Source organism: Clostridium sp. UBA5712 (genome assembly GCF_002419845.1).
In the GTDB taxonomy this organism is placed as follows: Bacteria; Bacillota; Clostridia; order Clostridiales; family Clostridiaceae; genus Clostridium_J; species Clostridium_J sulfidigenes.
Map to the genome: position 1 here is coordinate 107,610 of NZ_DIGW01000012.1, position 16,829 is coordinate 124,438.

A 16,829-nucleotide genomic window follows, 5' to 3' on the forward strand; every position below is an offset into this window, starting at 1 on the left:
AGCGAAAGGTTGCTTTAGCAACATCACTCCAAATTTTATATTTGGTCAGTGGAACTTAAGTGAGACTCTAAATCTATGATTTAGTTAGTTGAACTTACTCATTCGAATATATATGAGAAGGAGTTTCCGTAAAATACAATAGATTTAGCATGCATAAAAGAAAGTGAGATATGATGAAATTTTTAAAGAAATTAGTTGGAGATAAATGTTATCTTTCTCCAGTGGATGATATACTAGCAGATAAGGTAGCTCAATGGAGTAATGACTTGAGGGTTTCCTTAAGAACTGGAGATATATCAGATATGATAACAGTTGATGCTCAAAGAGAGTATTTAAATAGTATGAATGAGAGAGGATATGCCTTCTATATAGTTGACTCTAAAAACGACGAGGCTATAGGGGTCATAAGGCTTATGAGAATAAGCCACATACACAGAAATGCTGTTCTTGGAATGTTTATTGGAGATTCGAATCATAGAAATAAAGGTATAGGAACAGAAGCAACAAAGCTAATATTGGATTTTGCTTTTAATGTGATAAATCTTAGAAACATAATGATAGAGACTTTTTCTTTTAATGAAAGGGCCATTAACTTATGCAAGAAGATTGGCTTTAAAGAGATAGGAAGAAGAAGAAACTCTATTATATATGGAAATAATGAGTTTGACGAAGTCTTCATGGATATATTGAATACTGATTTTCATGAATCAATTATATGTGAAGCACTAAAATAGAAAGAAGACAATATATAACATTAGGCTGTTAAAAAATAAGAGCTATAAACTTTCAGTTTTATAGTTCTTATTTTTTTATTACATTTTATATGAAAATTAGTTAAATCTAAATTTAGTGACTGCAAAATCCATCTGACCATTAATAATAAACAATAAGTGATTAACTCACATAAATAAAATATTAAAAAGGGTAAAATATATGTATAATAAAAAGCAGATTTTGAGTTATCATATATAGGGAGGCATTACAATATTTAACTTTTTAAAAAGGGATAATGGAAAAGTAATAAGTATTAATGGTATAGATAGTTTGTTAGGTAAGATTAATTTAATTGATGTTAGAGAAATATATGAATATAGAAATGGAAGTTTAAAAACAGCTAGAAATATTCCAATGGGAAATCTTTTAAACAATCCAGATAGATATCTTAAAAAAGAAGATGAATATTACTTTATGTGTCAAACAGGTTCGAGAAGCTCACTTGCTTGTAGGAGATTGACTAAAGAAGGGTTTAATGTGATTAATGTTAGAGGTGGTATTGGAGCATATAAAGGGGCTAAAAGAAAATAACTTTAATTATTGTATAGAATATTTTAATTTGTAGTTGATATAATCACTTAAGAGTAATATAATTTAATTAAGTTAATGCTTAATTAAATTATATTATAAAAGGAGTATATATGATAGAAAGTGTAAAAGTTTTTAAAGCTATTGGTGATGAGACAAGGATAAAAATACTAATATTATTATCTAAGAAGAATATTTGTGCAAAGGCAATAGCTAAGCATTTACAAATTTCTGAAGCTGCAGTATCACAACACATTAAAATTCTTAAGGAAGTAGATTTAATTGTAGGTTACAAAAGAGGATATCATGTAATCTATGACTTAAATAAGAAAGTTTTAGAAAAAGCTATAGAATTTATTAATGTATTAATTACTGATGACATATGCTCAATAGATGATAAGTTTAATGTAAGTTTAGAGAGCTTTCATGCTTTACAATGTGAAAAAAATTGTAAGGTGGTAAAGAAATGCTGTAAAGAGAGATTAAAGGAGGAAGAGTAATGAAGGTTTGTTTTCCAGTTAAATCTAATGAAGGTATGGAGAGTGTACCATATGGACACTTTGGAACAGCTCCAATGTTTGTAGTATGTAATTTAGAAACTAATGAGGTTAAGACTATAGGAAATGGTGATTTAGGTCATCAGCATGGTATGTGTCAACCAATGAAAGCATTATCAGGAGAAGTAGTAGATGCTGTGGTTGTAGGTGGTATTGGTCAAGGGGCTATAGTTAAGTTAAACTCCCAAGGAATAAAGGTATATAGAGCAGCAGAAGGAACTATAAATACAAACTTAGAGAAGCTTAAAAATGGTGAGTTATCAGAATTCGCTATGAATCATACTTGTAATCATGATGGATGTGACCATCATTAAAATATAATTAAGAATTGAAAGAACTGTATGAAAATAGAAATAAGTGCTTCTATTTTCATACAGTTCTTTTAATAATGGTTCTGTTGAAAACTATAGTGATAGAATATACAATCTATAACATGTTGACGGATTATTTTTACATAGTCCAACTATATATTTAATCTATCCCCTAAATTAAACTAAACTGTTTTAATGTGAATATCCACAGGAATACTGTAAGTATACAAAAGGCTGAAGTAAATACTACTATTTGGGCAGCTAATTCACTATCACCATCCATTTTTTGAGCCATAGTGAAGGAAGAAATAGCAGTAGGGGATGCAAAGATAAGCATTAACGCTATAAGTTCTATATCTCTAAAACCTAACCATATACTTATAGGCATAAGAATACTAGGAACTACAATAAGTCTACCAGTTACACCTATAATAGTTTGTTTCAAGTGAGCTTTTACATCGGTGAAAGAAAAGGAACCACCAAGTAAAATAAGGGAAAGAGGTGTAGCAATTCGTGATATATCACTTATGGATTTTTCAATAGCTGTTGGAAGTTTTATTCCAAAGATAAGAAATAATAGTCCAATTGCTGATGTTATAATTAAAGGATTAGTAATAATTCCTTTTAGAGTATTTTTAATATCTAGCTTTCCGCATCTAAAAATTTCTAAGGATATCACTGCTAACATATTAAAAAAAGGAACAACAGTGGCTATTAGTATAGCTACAACACCAACTTTGTCCTCACTAAATAGGGAACATGCTACAGGTAGACCAAATATTATAAAGTTGCTACGAAATATACCTTGTATCAAAACACCACGTTTTTTATTATCCTTTTCAATAAGGGGAATGAGAATGCATAGTACTATAAAGGTAAGGGTAACACTTATAAGTGCAAAGCAAATAAGTTTCGGATTTATAGCTCCTTTTAAATCTGTTTTATATATATTATAAAATAACAATAGAGGCAAAAAAGCCTTAAAGGTGATACTATTCATAACCTTTAGAGTATTGTCATCAAACATTTTCAATCGCTTTAATACATATCCTAAAGCCATGGTAAGAAACAGTGGTAAAACTACATTAATTGATAAAATCAAATTTCCCATAATTAATATCCTTTCTAGTATTTTGTTAATCTATTTCTCATATTTTATATGGTTGTCCCAATTAATTGTATACAAAGTTAAAGTGTTTTTCAATGTATAAGTAATAATTGATAATATTTGTAATAGGTGTTAAAATAAAAATGTAGTCTTACTCTAAGGAAGTATCCAAGGAGGAAGAGTAATAGATTTAAATCGTTCTGAATTACATGAGGGTTAGCCCAAATGATAAGGCGGTGTCATAGGATAGCGATATACTATCTCTGCTCTCTATTGGGACGCAGAGAGTATTTTTTTGAGGGGAGCTTAAGCTTTGGAAACAAGAATCGCATTGATTGGAATTATAGTAGAGGATACTACAGCTACAGAAAAATTAAATAATATTTTACATGACTATGGACAATATATTGTTGGGAGAATGGGGGTACCATATCGCGACAAGGAGGTGTGTGTTATCAGCGTAATTATAGATGCAACTAATGATATTATTAGTTCATTATCTGGTAAGTTGGGTATGCTCGATGGTATTACTGTAAAAACGATCTATTCAAAGAAGTAGAGTAAATATATAAAATCAGAACGAATTAGGTATATATTAGAATAAAGCACTTAAAATCTTATTAAGAAAGAAGAGTAGATGTATGTATAATGTAAAATCTAAGGTAGCAACTGAATTTATTGAAGATGGAGAAATATTATCAACCCTTGAATATGCTAAGAAAAATAAAAATAATAAAGAGTTAATAAATAGTATTATAGAGAAGGCTAGAGAATGTAAAGGTTTAAACCACCAAGAAGCAGCAGTACTATTAGAATGTGATTTAGAAGAAGAAAATAAAAAGATAGAAGAGCTAGCTATGGAGATAAAGAATAAATTTTATGGTAATCGTATAGTTATGTTTGCTCCATTATACCTTTCTAATTACTGTGTTAATGGATGTATATACTGTCCGTATCACCATGGAAACAAACATATAGCTAGAAAGAAACTTACTCAAGAAGAGATTAAAAAGGAAGTAATTGCATTACAGGATCTTGGACATAAAAGACTTGCACTAGAAACAGGTGAAGATCCTATAAATTCTCCTATAGAATATGTATTAGAAAGTATAAAGACTATATATAGCATAAAACATAAAAATGGTGCTATAAGAAGAGTAAATGTAAATATTGCTGCTACTACTGTTGAGAATTATAGAAAATTAAAAGAAGCTGGAATAGGAACATATATATTATTCCAAGAAACTTATAATAAAAAATTATATGAAGAATTACATCCAACAGGACCAAAGCATGATTATAATTATCACACTGAAGCTATGGATAGAGCTATGGAGGGTGGTATAGATGACGTTGGTATAGGAGTTTTATTTGGATTAAACATGTATAAGTATGATTTTGTTGGATTACTTATGCATGCAGAGCATTTAGAAGCATCCATGGGAGTAGGACCACATACTATCAGTGTACCTAGAATTTGTCCTGCTGATGAAGTAAATCCAGAAGATTTTACTAATGGAATTTCTGATGATATATTTGCAAAGATTGTTGCAATCTTACGTATTTCAGTACCTTATACAGGAATTATTGTATCTACAAGGGAATCTCAAAAATCTAGAGAAAGAGTGCTTCATCTTGGAGTTTCTCAAATTAGTGGAGCTTCATGTACAAGTGTTGGAGGATATGCTCAGAAGGAAAAAGAAGAAGAAAATTCAGCACAATTTGATATCAGTGATACAAGAACTCTAGATGAAATTGTAAATTGGTTACTTGGTATGGGATATATTCCTAGTTTTTGTACTGCTTGTTATCGTGAAGGTAGAACAGGAGACAGATTTATGCAGTTAGTAAAATCAGGTCAAATTTCTAACTGTTGTTTACCTAACGCCCTAATGACTTTAAAAGAGTATCTAGAGGATTATGCATCTGAAGATACAAAAGCTAAAGGCGAAGAAGTCATAAAAAATGAAGCTATGAAAATTCCTAATCCTAAAGTTAAGGGTATTGTAGAGGAACACCTAAAAGAACTTAATGAAGGAAAACGTGATTTTAGATTCTAGATATAATAAAAATAGAGGGTTAGCCCTCTATTTTTTCATATCTTTAATTATACAAATTCCTTGAGTCATGGTACCCATTGGACAATAAACACACCAAGAACGTGGTTTATAAAGGGCCATGGTAATTATACCTAGGAAAGTTGAAGTTAACATTAAGCTATAGAAGCCAAAACTAAATTGAACTATCCAAGGAGAAACATAGGATAAATCTGTGAAGTTCCAAGGTAATTTAAAGGTCCAAAGTATAGTAAGAACTTCTTTTAGAGTATTTGTCCCTTGGAAAACTAAATATGTGTTAAATACCATACTAATGAACATAGTTAAAAAGAAAATTAAAAATCCGTATCTAAAATATTTAGATTTTAAAAATTTAGGCATAGGCTTATTTCTTGATAATTTTAATTTATTTCCTAATAAATCTAATAGTTGTCCTCTACCACAGTATTTATTGCAATAGCCTTTATTTCCTTTAACTATTGAAATTAATAAAGGTACGATAAAGCAAATTAATCCTAGCCAAGCAAAGAGTATATTAAATAACCCTAAAATTAAATATAGGGATGATAATATCCAAAGATATTCATAAAGATGCTTTTTCTTCTTTTTCATTAGTTGCCTCCTAGTTGTTTAATTTCTATAGTAGATGCAGGGCAAGCTTTAACACATTTTCCACATCCAACACACTTATCATAATCAACCTTTGAAAAAATACCCTTGTTAATAGCAATGGCTCCAAGGGGACAGACTTTTTCACAAGCACCACAGGCTACACAGTAGCTAGTATCCACATAAGCCCTCCTTTTAACAATTTTCTTTTCCATAAATTTATATCCTCCTGTTTTATAAATGTTGTAGTAAGCATATTATAACTGTATAATTAAAAGAAAATATGTGATATAGTCACACAAGCAATTTTTTAGGAGGACAATATGTTAAATAGTTTAGATGTATTTAATAAAAGACTTGAAGCTTTGTATGATGCTTATCCTGTATTAAAAGAAATAGATGATAGCCATGAAATTATAAGAAAAAATGTAATTTTTAAAAGTCTATTAAGTGAGGAGTATTTAAAAACAGATAGTGGAAACTGTATAGGTATGTTATTTGTTATAAGTGGAATTATAAAGGTTCAAAAAGTAACAGAAGAGGGAAATGAAACTAATTTGTACAATGTAGAGCGTGGTGAGCTATGTCATGAAGCATTAAGCTGCTTTGTAAATTGTCAATCATTAAATATTGAAGGCATAGCCATGCAAGATTCTTTAATTGCTATTTTACCATCAGATATAGTGAAGGCCTATTTATTAAGTGATTTTAGATTTATGCAAGTTATATATAAAGATTTATATGCAAAATTTAGAGGGGTTATAGAAAACAAAGAAGCTAGAATTCATGAATCTTTAGAAAGTAGATTGGTTAAATTATTACTTAGTAAGAATACTAAAATAATTTATACAACCCATGGGGAACTTGCTTTTGAATTAGATTCTTCAAGAGAAGTAATAAGCAGAAAGCTTAAGGAACTAGAGAAAAAAGGGTATTTATTAATATCAAGAGGAAAAATTCAATTACTAAAAGATTTAGAAGAACTATATAATTAGTAAAGAAATTATAATACAAAGATAACTACATAAACAAAAGAAAGGGTGAATTTATATATGAAAGACAAAAGTTTAAGTAATGGTTTTTTAAATATAGTAAAAAAAATGAATAATGAAATAATAGGGCAAGGAGAATTTATTCATAAATTGTGCAATTATTTTAAAGAAAAGTTTGAAGAAGATAAGAAAGGCATATTACTTTTAGCCGGTAAACGAGGAACTTTTAAAAAAGCTAGTGTAAGGCTATTATTTGAAAAACTTAACGAGGAAGGAATAACTGAAGATTATCATATAGATGAAATAGATTTAGCCTCTTACAATTTTAATTTAGGATATAATGCTTTTTTAAGTGACTTATATGAAAAACTAAATAGTAGTTCACAGGTAATAATGTTCAAAAATACTGAAAAAGCTTCAGAAAATATTTTAAAGGTATTATCAGAAATATATCCTAATACTTGTTTAAAGTTAAAAGATAACTACATTATGAAAAATAAGTTTCTTATTGAAGCAAAGATTAAGGATATAGACAATATAGGAGAATTTATCTGTCATAATAAGTTTTTCATATTTATTTATAATAGTGATGATAATGTAATAGGAGATGGAATTTTAGATAATAGGGAAGAGGTATTATATACTGAAAGCCTTACAGAAGAGGAACAAAATAAAGTAATTAGAAGAGAAGTGTTAAGGTCAATAGATGGTATACAAAAGCATATGCAAGGAAATATAGTTCTTGGAATAGAGAATAAAGATGAAGAGGAAGATAACTTTGGAATTTGTAGTTTCTTACAAGAAAACTTCATAGAAGATAGCAATTTTGGAATCAGTGAATATATATCCTATAAAATTTACAAACCAATTATGAACCTAATACAAAAAGAAGGACTTTATAATGAAAGTCAGATTTTAATATATGTAGATAAGAATGAGATATATTGCAAATCAGATGATGAAATATACAAGTTAGAAAACTATCTAGTACCTACCCTTGAAGAAGTAAAATATAAATTGGATTCTATAATAGGTATAGAGGAACTTAAGAATTTTATAATAAATGTTGAAAATAATTGGAAGGTACAAAAAATAAGAAAAAGACTTGGACTAAAAACTTCAAAGATATCTATGAATATGATATTTACGGGAAATGCAGGCACAGGAAAGACTAATGCAGCTAGGGTTACCTTTGAATATTTAAACGCCTTAGGTATATTATCTAAAGGTGTATTTGTAGAGGTGAGTAAAGCAGATTTCGTTACAGAGAACATTAATGATACAGCTAAGAGAACAAATGATATAATTAGTTCCGCCTTAGGAGGAGTACTATTTATAGATGAAGCATATTCCTTATGTGAAAGTGAAGAAGATAAGGTAGGTAAGGAAATAGTAGATGCATTACTTAAGGGCATTGAGGACAATAGAGATAATTTAATAGTCATATTAGCTGGTTATGAAAAGGATATGGAAAGATTTTTAACTATAAATCAAGGTCTAAAATCTAGATTTTCGAATACTATACACTTTAAAGATTACAATCCAGTAGAAATGTATGAAATAGCAGTTAACATAGCTAAATCTAAGGGGTATAGAATAACCAAAAATGTAAAAGCAGGGTTAATAGATTTATTTACAAGAAACCAAATTACAGGCAAAAATGATTTAGGTAATGCTAGGTTTGTAAGAAACATAGTGGAAAATGCAATAATTGATGCTTCTAAAAAGTATCTAACTAATAGTGATAAGGAAATTGATTTATTAGATAGAGATAACTTTAACTTTAGAGCAAATGCAAAGTTTGATTTAGAAGAAAAATTAAATGAAATAATAGGACTTGATGACGTTAAAAAACTATTAAGAAGTCAATATAAGCTTATAGTTGCTCAAGAAAAAAGGAAGTCTGTTGGAGTAAATACTAAGATAGAGCAAAATTTAAATATGGTATTTACAGGTAATCCAGGTACAGGTAAAACAAGCATAGCAAGATTAGTAGCTGAAATGCTAAATAGTATGGGATTATTAAAGGTAGGCCAACTAGTAGAAACTGATAGATCAAGTTTTGTATCAGAAATTCCAGGGGAAACCCCAAAGAAAACAGAAGAGAAGTTTAAAGAAGCTTTAGGTGGAGTATTATTTATTGATGAAGCATATACCCTTGCCAATGATTCATTAGGAATTGAAGCCATAGAGACTCTGTTAAAGTTAATTGAAGATTATTCTAAAGAAGTAATAGTGATATTAGCTGGGTATGAAGAAGAAATGGAAGAATTCTTCGATGTAAACATTGGATTAAGGTCAAGATTTCCATTATGGACTAATTTTGCAGACTATAATCCCAATGAACTTTTTGAGATGGCTGTAAAGCTTGTTGAAGCAAAGGGGTTTAAGTTATCTAAGAATGGATACATAGCTTTAAAGAAAAGCTTTGTTGAAATCTACAATAACTCAGATGCACAATCAGGAAATGGAAGGATGGTTAGAAATTATGTGGAAAAACTAATCAGAAATCAAAGCATAAGAATTGTAGAAGAGGATATCAGTGTCTATGAGATGAACCTTATAACTGCTAAGGATGTAGAAAATATAAATGTTATTGAAGATGATAATATCTTTAATCTAGATAGTAGATTAGAGCTATTAGTTGGTAATGAGGATGCAAAGGAATTTTTGAAAAATCAATATAAGCTTTTAAAAGTTAGAGAAAGAAGAAAGAAATTAGGATTAGGCTCAGATATCAATAGATATATGAATATAATATTTACAGGGGAAAATGGAACAGGGAAGAAAACTGTAGCTAATATTCTCTCAGAAATGTATTATAGTATGGGAATAGTTAAAGCCAAAAACATTGTAGAAATGGATAAATATGAATTCATGGCAATGATTAATAAGGGAATAAAAATTGAAGATATATTTAGTAAATTTTCAGGGAAAATGCTATTTCTAAATAGGGTAGACCTTCTCCTAGAGGAACAGCAATATAATAAAATAGTATCAGATTTCATTAAATTCTTAGATAAAAATAATAAGGTTATATTAATCCTTTCAGGAGAAAAAGAAGGGATGAAAAAACTAGTATTATCTAATCCAGCCTTTAACTATAGATTTCCAACTTGGTTTGATTTTGAAGATTATGATTATATGGGACTATGTAATATAGCATTAAGTATATTAAGTAAAAAGGGATATTCTTTATCGAAGGATGCAGAAGAGGAAATTAATAAAACTATAATAGACATATACGGTAATCCAAATTTAGTAATAAAAAATGGATTAATGATAAAACAGTATTTAGATAATCTTATAAGAACTCAGAGTATTAGAATATGTGATGAAGAATTTAGTAGAGATAGTATAAATTTTATAACCTTAGATGATATTATAAACAGTAAGAAAGAATTTTTAAAAAGAAATATTGTAAAGTAGTAAAATAAAGTAGTAAAGAACTATATCAAGATATGTTTTGATATAGTTCTTTACTTTAGTATAAAATTTATAAGCTTGATATATAGAATTTGTATTAACAATTAATAAGTATTAACAGTATCTAAGTAGGCATTATTATTCCACAAGCTAATCGTTTCCCAGAATTACCAGCAGGTTGACTAGTAAAGTCATCAGCATTTTCATGGATTATGATAGCTTTTCCAACAATATCTTTTATAGAAAATCTGCTTAAATAAACATCCATTGCAGCAATACCATTTGATGACATTAGTGGTGGAAGATCTCCATAATGATAAGGGTGAGGTTCATTTGTTGGATTCCAATGTCCACCAGTAGTTTTAAAAGGATCACTTGGATCACCTATATTACAACTTTCAAACTCATGAATATGAAATCCATGGAAAAGTGAAGGTTTTCCTTCAGAGTTGTATCTTGGAATACCAGTAATATATACTCTAAGAATTATCCCATCATCTAAACAGCAAAATAATGCTCTGCCACGTAGTTCAGGAGCTAAAGGTCCACCTTCAATTACTGCATAAGCTGTTGGTTCAGGCATACCATGATTCATAATTATATCGTTAATACTAAATTTATCATTAGCCATTCTCATATTAATACACTCCATTTTATTGATACAATATAATTTATAATATGTTGTAGTAAGTTGGTGTGTGAACGCAAAATATAAATATTTTATGCACTTTGTTAAATTTAGTTTAATTAAATAAAATTTATGTAAATTTGATTTTAATCAACCGAAAATATATAATAGATATATAAGGAAGAGGAGGGATATAAATGGAAGTTCTTATATTTGTATTAAATGACCCAAGAGATTTAGAGGAAATAATGGTTGAATTCACTAACATAGGTATAAGTGGGTCTACAATTATTGATACTGTAGGGATGGCTAATATTTTATCTAGTTGTGAAGATGCAAGTATGTTTTCTTCACTTCAATTGTTATTAAACAAAGGAAGGTCATCTAATAAAACAGTATTTACCGTTTTAAAGAAAGAAAGAATAGAACAAGCACTAGAGATTATTAACAAAGTAACTGGAGGATTAAATGGTCCAGGTAATGGAATAGCATTTACAATTCCGGTTAATAGAGTAATTGGAGGTAGCTTTCAACAAAAATAGGAGGGACTGAAGTTAAAGATGAATTGGTTATATGTACTAGGGATAGTAATACTTGCAGGTATATTTTTAGGATTACTAGTAAGTTATATTAAACTACCAAAGGTAACAGGATACTTAGTAGCAGGGATAATAATAGGACCTTTTGTTTTAAAGATTGTACCTACTGAAGCTATCCATGGATTAACAGTTATTTCAGAGGCAGCCTTAGGGTTTATTGCTTATAGTATAGGTAGTTCTCTTAATTTTAAGGATTTAAAGAAAATTGGTTCTGGAATTATAATTATAGCTTTATTTGAAGCACTTATGGCAGTAGTAGTTGTAACTTTAGTTATGATAACAGTATTTAAGCAACCATTAGCTTTTAGTTTATCTTTAGGCGCAATAGCTTCAGCAACAGCACCTGCAGCTACAATTATGGTTCTAAAGCAATATAGAGCTAAGGGACCCTTAGTAAATACTCTTATACCAGTAGTTGCTATAGATGATGCCATTGCAGTTATAGCCTTTGGAATAGCTTTATCTATTGCAAAAGCTTTAACAAATGGTACAGGAGCTTTGACAGTGATGTCAATAATGAATCCTTTTATAGAGATTATAGGATCTGCTGTTTTAGGAATAATACTAGGATTTGTGTTAGCATTTATTAATAGGTTATCTAACAGTAGAGAGCAAACTATGAGCATGGCTATAGGTGTAATTTTATTAGCTATAGGCCTAGCTAACAAATTACATTTGTCTGGATTATTAACTTGTATGGTTATGGGTGGAACCATTAGTAACATTACCGATGGTAAAACTAAATTACTTACTGTATTAGATGAATTTACTAATCCAATATTTATAGCATTCTTTACCATATCAGGATTAGAACTAGATATGTCAGTTTTGAAGACTGTAGGTATAATTGGAGCTGGCTATGTAATAGCTAGAGTTATTGGTAAAGTTTTAGGAGCTTATTTAGGAGCTAAGATAGCTAAATCAGAACCTATAGTTCAAAAATACTTAGGATTAACTTTAGTACCACAGGCAGGAGTAGCTATTGGACTAGCACTTATAGTTCAAAATGAATTACCAGCTTATGGTACCCAAATTAGAACTATAATATTGGCAGGAACTGTTATATATGAGTTAATAGGCCCACTATGTACTAAAATTGCAATATTTAAAGCAGGTGAAGCAAATAAAGCTTAATAATAAATATGGTTCATGTATAACATCATTGATTTGGCTTTAAATTCACTATAAACAATGATATAATGAATGTATAAAATTAAATATATTTTATGGTTTTAAAGTTTATTCTTTAAATTAAAAGGGAAGTTGGTGAAAATCCAACACGAACCCGTCACTGTAACAAGGAGTGTATTCTAGATAAGCCACTGTTAACTTAGTTAATGGGAAGGTTAGAATACATGTTGATATGAAGTCAGGAGACCTGCCATAGGATATAGACCAAAAAACCCACGGGGAAACTGGGAGGTGTCTAACATGAAAGATGTATTTAGTGCTTTTCATAAGAGAAACTACTTTTGTAAATCTTTTAATTGTTATACTAGACATCCCGTATAGGATGTCTTTTTTCATGTATAAAAACATAAGTTTATATACATGAAATGCAGGGGAGTGATTAATCTTAAGGTCATTAATAATATTAGCTAAGACAAGGAGATTACAATGAGTAGTATATATGTAACTAAACAATTTATCTCTGATAGTAATATCAAAGAAAAACTAGGTCAAGTATCATTAATTCTTTTAGGAAGTTTAATTTATTCTTTAAGTGTAAATATGTTTATAGTTCCACATAAGTTTTTAAGTGGGGGAGTAGCTGGGATAGCATTACTTTTACAATATGTAACAGATATTCCTTCAGGGTATTTTACATTGTTTATCAATATACCTATATTTTGTTTTGGAATTAAGGTAATTAATAAGGAATTTGGGTTTTTAAGTTTTATTGGTATGATATCAATGTCCATATTTTTAATATTAACTGAAGATATAACTAGATTTATTAAAGTAGATGATTTATTAATATCATGCATAAGTGGAGGAGTTTTATGTGGTTTTGGTATGGCCATAATATTTTTAAATAAGGCTTCAGAAGGTGGAACGGATATAATAGCTATTGCTTTAAAGAAAAAGTATGGTGTTAATTTAGCTTCTATGACATTTATATTAAATGGAGTCATTGTTTTTACAGGGTTAATTTTAAATGATCTAACTATAACTATCTATACGTTAATATCTCTATTTATAAGAGCCTATATTCTAGATAAGGCTATTACTATGACTAATGAGAGAAAATTAATTATAGTGATAAGTAATAATCCAGAGGAAATAAAAAATTCTATCTTGGAACTTTTGGGAAGAGGTGTTACCTTTCTTCATGGAGAAGGTGCTTTTACAGGAGAGAAAAAGAAAGTTATATATTCTATAATGAGTTCTAAACAAGTGGAAAAGGCCAAGAAAGCTATACTAGATATTGATGCTAATGCAGTGATATCCATAATGAATGTGAATGAAGCTCATGGAAAGGGATTTAAACAGTTATCTTTTTAAGACGTAATTTAAATAAATATAAGAAAAAAGTGCTAGTCTTTTATAAGATCAGCACTTTTTTAAATTTAAATTTCATTTTGCATTAGCCATTTACTACAGCTAAGATAGTGTCCTCAGGAGTAAGAAGGGTTACTTCACTTGGAATATTAATATCTTTAGCTAGTAGTTTATCATTAAATTGCATATTAGCTACATTAACTTCAATATATTCTGGAATCTTTTCTACATTTCCTTGAAAATCAAGATATGGTCTAAAGGTTTCTAAAACTAGTCTTTTAGATTCCAAATTTTCTTGACCTATATAATTTATAGGAATAGTTAGTTTAATTACTTCATTTGGTTTAACATATTGTAAATCAAAATGTATAATTTCGTGTAGATTGTTTTTTTGAATATCTTTAACTACACAGTTTAGAGTTTTTCCCTCTAAATCAATAGGTATGATAGAACCACTAAAACTGCCTTTTAACATTTTTAACAGTTCAGTTTTATTCATCTTAGCAGAGATAGGTTCTTCTAAAAATTCACCATAGATTACGCAAGGTACTTCTCCCAAATTTCTAAGCTTCTTTAAATTCTCCTTTGAGCTTCTTTCATATACTTTAAATGTTGTACTTTTCATAATAAATCCCTCACTTATTTTTAATAATTTTTTGTTGATTTATTAAGCTCAGTATATAAATGAATCTAAGCACTATTAATTACACACAGAGCTTATACAAAGCCCACATATGCATCAACCTCCTTAAATATACTTATACCATGATAACATATATTAAGGAAAAAGCAAAATTCATAAAATATTAGAATAGATAATACTTTACAATGTAAATATATACATATATAATTATACATAGATATACTATGTATAGTAAACCGAGGTAAGGGGTGGAATTATGAAAATAAATAAAGAACTTTTGAAAGGAAGCACGACAATACTTATATTAAGTCTACTTAATCGAAAAAATATGTACGGATATGAAATGATTAAGGAGATAGAAGAAAGGTCTAAGGGTATTTTCTCTTTTAAAGAGGGAACGCTATATCCTATTCTTCATAGTTTAGAAAATGAAAATTTTATAGAAGCTTACTGGGATGAAGGCGAAGGAAAGCGTAAGAGAAAATATTACAAGATAACGGAAAATGGTAACAAAATTCTCAAAGAAAAAGAAGCAGAATGGAAATTGTTTAGTTCTACAGTTAATGAAGTATTAGGGGAGGGAGATTTATGTCTACAGTAAACCATCCGAAGGTAGAAAAGTATATAGAAGAAGTATGTGGATTAGTTAAAAATAAAAGAGTTCATAAAAAAATAAAAGAGGAACTTATAGATCACATAGAAGAGATTATACAAGAGTACAGAGATGTTGGAATAACGGAGGAGGAAGCTATAGATAAAGCTATTATGCAAATGGGTTCATACGAAGTTATAGGAAGGGATTTGAATATGGTTCATAAAGCATCTCCTGATTGGATGCTTTTAGGTATAACCGCTATATTTATATTAGTTAGCATATTTACTTTAGGCTTCATTCAGAAGAATAATGCATTGACACACAGTTCATATGCTAATTTTTTAGGTAAGACTATAATTTATGCATCAGGAGGAATTATATTAACAGCAGTTTTACTTAAAATTGATTATAGAAAATTAAAAAAGTACTCTAAATATGTTTATAGTGGAGTAATAATTCTGTTAATATCCCAAATCTTTATAAATACAGGCTATATAAATGGAGAAATGGGCTGGATAGTTATTGGGCCAATTAGTTTTAATGCTTTTAATATAGCACCTTTTTTTCTAATCATTGCTTTAGCTGGAATGCTTGATAAGTGGAATTGGAATGAGATTAAAAGTATATTAAAAGGGATTTTTATTGCTTTTGTACCAATAATATTTTTTATTATTGGAAATGCTTCAGTTAGCATTATTATATATGCCATATCAGCTATTACTTTGATGATTATATCAGGTGTGAAATTAAAACATATTATAACTTCCTTTGGAGCTATGGGGGTTATCTTTTTATCTTGTATGGTTAGTGAACCTTACAGAATAAAAAGATTTCATGTGCTTTTTAATCCTTCATTAGATGTAGATGGAATGGGATGGATTTATAATCAACTAGTTAAATTAAGGGAATCGGCGGGATTGTTTGGACAGGGAGCAAATTTTATACCAAATATGTTGCCAGAAATTCATACAGACTTTATATTTACCTATATAGTTTATTCTTTTGGATGGATTGCTGGAATAATACTAATTTCTTTAATTTTAGCATTCATAATAAGAATGGGTATAATAGGAAAAAGTACTAAAGAAACCTATGGTAAATTACTAGTAAGTGGATTTTGTGCATTATTTATAGTGCAGTTTTTACTAAGTATTTCTGTTAGCTTGACATTAGCACCTACAGTTTCAGTAAGCATGCCATTTATTAGTTATGGTGGAAGCCAACTTTTAATTAATATTTTAGCTATAGGTTTAGTATCTAATGTATGCAAGTGGAGAAATACGCCATATGATGCAGAAGTTAATTAGGTTTTTAATAAAATAAAAATTATGATTTACTATTATTATATAATAAAAGTATTAAGAAAATTTGTTGACATACATATATAATGATGGTAGTATTTAATAAAATATAACACTTAGGAGAATTAAAATGAGTAGAGAAATTAACTTTAAATCAACAAAAGTTAATATGGCATATTATCTTAGCTATTATAGATAG

The 16,829-nt window shown here is 28.9% G+C and carries 16 protein-coding genes, 1 pseudogene and 1 riboswitch; of the genes and pseudogenes, 12 read left to right on the forward strand and 5 right to left on the reverse strand.

The window, feature by feature from the left end; genetic code table 11:
• Nucleotides 1-170: 170 nt before the first annotated feature.
• The 3 genes and pseudogenes from B3B03_RS10245 (at nucleotide 171) to B3B03_RS18065 (ending at nucleotide 2,173) form a co-directional block, all read left to right on the forward strand.
• Complete coding sequence (locus B3B03_RS10245) at nucleotides 171-734, forward strand: GNAT family protein (protein WP_346847320.1); 564 nt, start codon at nucleotides 171-173, stop codon at nucleotides 732-734.
• A 250-nt stretch (nucleotides 735-984) separates the two neighbouring features.
• Nucleotides 985-1,305: a rhodanese-like domain-containing protein gene (locus tag B3B03_RS10250; protein ID WP_346877304.1), complete on the forward strand. Its 321-nt coding sequence runs from the start codon at nucleotides 985-987 to the stop codon at nucleotides 1,303-1,305.
• 110 nt (nucleotides 1,306-1,415) lie between these two features.
• Nucleotides 1,416-2,173, forward strand: a pseudogene (locus B3B03_RS18065) (metalloregulator ArsR/SmtB family transcription factor).
• A gap of 169 nt (nucleotides 2,174-2,342) precedes the next feature.
• Here the strand turns inward: B3B03_RS18065 and B3B03_RS10265 are convergent.
• Nucleotides 2,343-3,281, reverse strand: coding sequence for an AEC family transporter (locus B3B03_RS10265; protein ID WP_346877244.1), 939 nt, complete (start codon nucleotides 3,279-3,281; stop codon nucleotides 2,343-2,345).
• Nucleotides 3,282-3,591: 310 nt separating this feature from the next.
• On the opposite strand from B3B03_RS10265, the gene B3B03_RS10270 reads away from it, so the two are divergent.
• Both B3B03_RS10270 and hydG read left to right on the forward strand, forming a co-directional pair.
• On the forward strand, nucleotides 3,592-3,837 hold the full coding sequence (locus tag B3B03_RS10270; RefSeq protein ID WP_150845249.1) for a TM1266 family iron-only hydrogenase system putative regulator: 246 nt from the start codon (nucleotides 3,592-3,594) through the stop codon (nucleotides 3,835-3,837).
• Nucleotides 3,838-3,919: 82 nt separating this feature from the next.
• The gene (gene hydG / locus B3B03_RS10275; RefSeq protein ID WP_346877245.1) at nucleotides 3,920-5,338 is read left to right on the forward strand and encodes a [FeFe] hydrogenase H-cluster radical SAM maturase HydG; all 1,419 of its coding nucleotides are present in this window, start codon (nucleotides 3,920-3,922) and stop codon (nucleotides 5,336-5,338) included.
• A 27-nt stretch (nucleotides 5,339-5,365) separates the two neighbouring features.
• Here hydG and B3B03_RS10280 read toward each other — a convergent pair whose 3' ends face one another.
• Nucleotides 5,366-5,947, reverse strand: coding sequence for a 4Fe-4S binding protein (locus B3B03_RS10280; RefSeq protein ID WP_346877246.1), 582 nt, complete (start codon nucleotides 5,945-5,947; stop codon nucleotides 5,366-5,368).
• Nucleotides 5,947-6,159, reverse strand: coding sequence for a DUF362 domain-containing protein (locus tag B3B03_RS10285; protein WP_346877247.1), 213 nt, complete (start codon nucleotides 6,157-6,159; stop codon nucleotides 5,947-5,949). The genes B3B03_RS10280 and B3B03_RS10285 overlap by 1 nt, the downstream gene beginning before the upstream one ends.
• A 108-nt stretch (nucleotides 6,160-6,267) precedes the next feature.
• Between B3B03_RS10285 and B3B03_RS10290 the strand changes: the two genes are divergently transcribed.
• Both B3B03_RS10290 and B3B03_RS10295 read left to right on the forward strand, forming a co-directional pair.
• Complete coding sequence (locus B3B03_RS10290) at nucleotides 6,268-6,939, forward strand: Crp/Fnr family transcriptional regulator (RefSeq protein WP_346866995.1); 672 nt, start codon at nucleotides 6,268-6,270, stop codon at nucleotides 6,937-6,939.
• Nucleotides 6,940-6,996: 57 nt separating this feature from the next.
• Nucleotides 6,997-10,365: an AAA family ATPase gene (locus B3B03_RS10295; RefSeq protein WP_346877248.1), complete on the forward strand. Its 3,369-nt coding sequence runs from the start codon at nucleotides 6,997-6,999 to the stop codon at nucleotides 10,363-10,365.
• Nucleotides 10,366-10,486: 121 nt separating this feature from the next.
• Here the strand turns inward: B3B03_RS10295 and B3B03_RS10300 are convergent, their stop codons facing one another.
• Nucleotides 10,487-10,999, reverse strand: a complete 513-nt coding sequence (locus tag B3B03_RS10300; protein WP_346877249.1) for a superoxide dismutase family protein — start codon at nucleotides 10,997-10,999, stop codon at nucleotides 10,487-10,489.
• A 188-nt stretch (nucleotides 11,000-11,187) separates the two neighbouring features.
• Here B3B03_RS10300 and B3B03_RS10305 point away from each other — a divergent pair, with 188 nt between their 5' ends.
• From B3B03_RS10305 to B3B03_RS10315, 3 genes are all read left to right on the forward strand, one after another.
• Nucleotides 11,188-11,532, forward strand: a complete 345-nt coding sequence (locus B3B03_RS10305) for a hypothetical protein (RefSeq protein ID WP_346847329.1) — start codon at nucleotides 11,188-11,190, stop codon at nucleotides 11,530-11,532.
• Nucleotides 11,533-11,550: 18 nt separating this feature from the next.
• Nucleotides 11,551-12,723 carry a cation:proton antiporter gene (locus tag B3B03_RS10310; RefSeq protein WP_346847330.1) on the forward strand — a complete coding sequence of 391 codons (1,173 nt, stop codon included), beginning with the start codon at nucleotides 11,551-11,553 and terminating at the stop codon, nucleotides 12,721-12,723.
• Nucleotides 12,724-12,799: 76 nt separating this feature from the next.
• Nucleotides 12,800-12,989, forward strand: a riboswitch (cobalamin riboswitch).
• A gap of 217 nt (nucleotides 12,990-13,206) precedes the next feature.
• Nucleotides 13,207-14,094 carry a YitT family protein gene (locus B3B03_RS10315; protein ID WP_346877250.1) on the forward strand — a complete coding sequence of 296 codons (888 nt, stop codon included), beginning with the start codon at nucleotides 13,207-13,209 and terminating at the stop codon, nucleotides 14,092-14,094.
• Nucleotides 14,095-14,176: 82 nt separating this feature from the next.
• Here the strand turns inward: B3B03_RS10315 and B3B03_RS10320 are convergent, their stop codons facing one another.
• Nucleotides 14,177-14,716: a 50S ribosomal protein L25 gene (locus tag B3B03_RS10320; protein ID WP_035133935.1), complete on the reverse strand. Its 540-nt coding sequence runs from the start codon at nucleotides 14,714-14,716 to the stop codon at nucleotides 14,177-14,179.
• 274 nt (nucleotides 14,717-14,990) lie between these two features.
• On the opposite strand from B3B03_RS10320, the gene B3B03_RS10325 reads away from it, so the two are divergent.
• Both B3B03_RS10325 and B3B03_RS10330 read left to right on the forward strand, forming a co-directional pair.
• Complete coding sequence (locus tag B3B03_RS10325; RefSeq protein ID WP_035133937.1) at nucleotides 14,991-15,335, forward strand: PadR family transcriptional regulator; 345 nt, start codon at nucleotides 14,991-14,993, stop codon at nucleotides 15,333-15,335.
• Complete coding sequence (locus B3B03_RS10330; RefSeq protein ID WP_346877251.1) at nucleotides 15,323-16,636, forward strand: FtsW/RodA/SpoVE family cell cycle protein; 1,314 nt, start codon at nucleotides 15,323-15,325, stop codon at nucleotides 16,634-16,636. Before B3B03_RS10325 ends, B3B03_RS10330 begins: the two co-directional genes overlap by 13 nt.
• Nucleotides 16,637-16,829 lie beyond the last annotated feature (193 nt).

Excerpts from the sequence above, each read along its gene's own strand:
- B3B03_RS10290 (WP_346866995.1), top strand. The coding sequence starts at position 6,268 with ATGTTAAATAGTTTAGATGTATTTAATAAAAGACTTGAAGCTTTGTAT.
- hydG (WP_346877245.1), top strand. The coding sequence starts at position 3,920 with ATGTATAATGTAAAATCTAAGGTAGCAACTGAATTTATTGAAGATGGA.
- B3B03_RS10330 (WP_346877251.1), top strand. The coding sequence starts at position 15,323 with ATGTCTACAGTAAACCATCCGAAGGTAGAAAAGTATATAGAAGAAGTA.
- B3B03_RS10310 (WP_346847330.1), top strand. The coding sequence starts at position 11,551 with ATGAATTGGTTATATGTACTAGGGATAGTAATACTTGCAGGTATATTT.
- B3B03_RS10285 (WP_346877247.1), bottom strand. The coding sequence starts at position 6,159 with ATGGAAAAGAAAATTGTTAAAAGGAGGGCTTATGTGGATACTAGCTAC.
- B3B03_RS10245 (WP_346847320.1), top strand. The coding sequence starts at position 171 with ATGATGAAATTTTTAAAGAAATTAGTTGGAGATAAATGTTATCTTTCT.
- B3B03_RS10280 (WP_346877246.1), bottom strand. The coding sequence starts at position 5,947 with ATGAAAAAGAAGAAAAAGCATCTTTATGAATATCTTTGGATATTATCA.
- B3B03_RS10305 (WP_346847329.1), top strand. The coding sequence starts at position 11,188 with ATGGAAGTTCTTATATTTGTATTAAATGACCCAAGAGATTTAGAGGAA.
- B3B03_RS10315 (WP_346877250.1), top strand. The coding sequence starts at position 13,207 with ATGAGTAGTATATATGTAACTAAACAATTTATCTCTGATAGTAATATC.
- B3B03_RS10300 (WP_346877249.1), bottom strand. The coding sequence starts at position 10,999 with ATGAGAATGGCTAATGATAAATTTAGTATTAACGATATAATTATGAAT.
- B3B03_RS10265 (WP_346877244.1), bottom strand. The coding sequence starts at position 3,281 with ATGGGAAATTTGATTTTATCAATTAATGTAGTTTTACCACTGTTTCTT.
- B3B03_RS10320 (WP_035133935.1), bottom strand. The coding sequence starts at position 14,716 with ATGAAAAGTACAACATTTAAAGTATATGAAAGAAGCTCAAAGGAGAAT.
- B3B03_RS10295 (WP_346877248.1), top strand. The coding sequence starts at position 6,997 with ATGAAAGACAAAAGTTTAAGTAATGGTTTTTTAAATATAGTAAAAAAA.
- B3B03_RS10325 (WP_035133937.1), top strand. The coding sequence starts at position 14,991 with ATGAAAATAAATAAAGAACTTTTGAAAGGAAGCACGACAATACTTATA.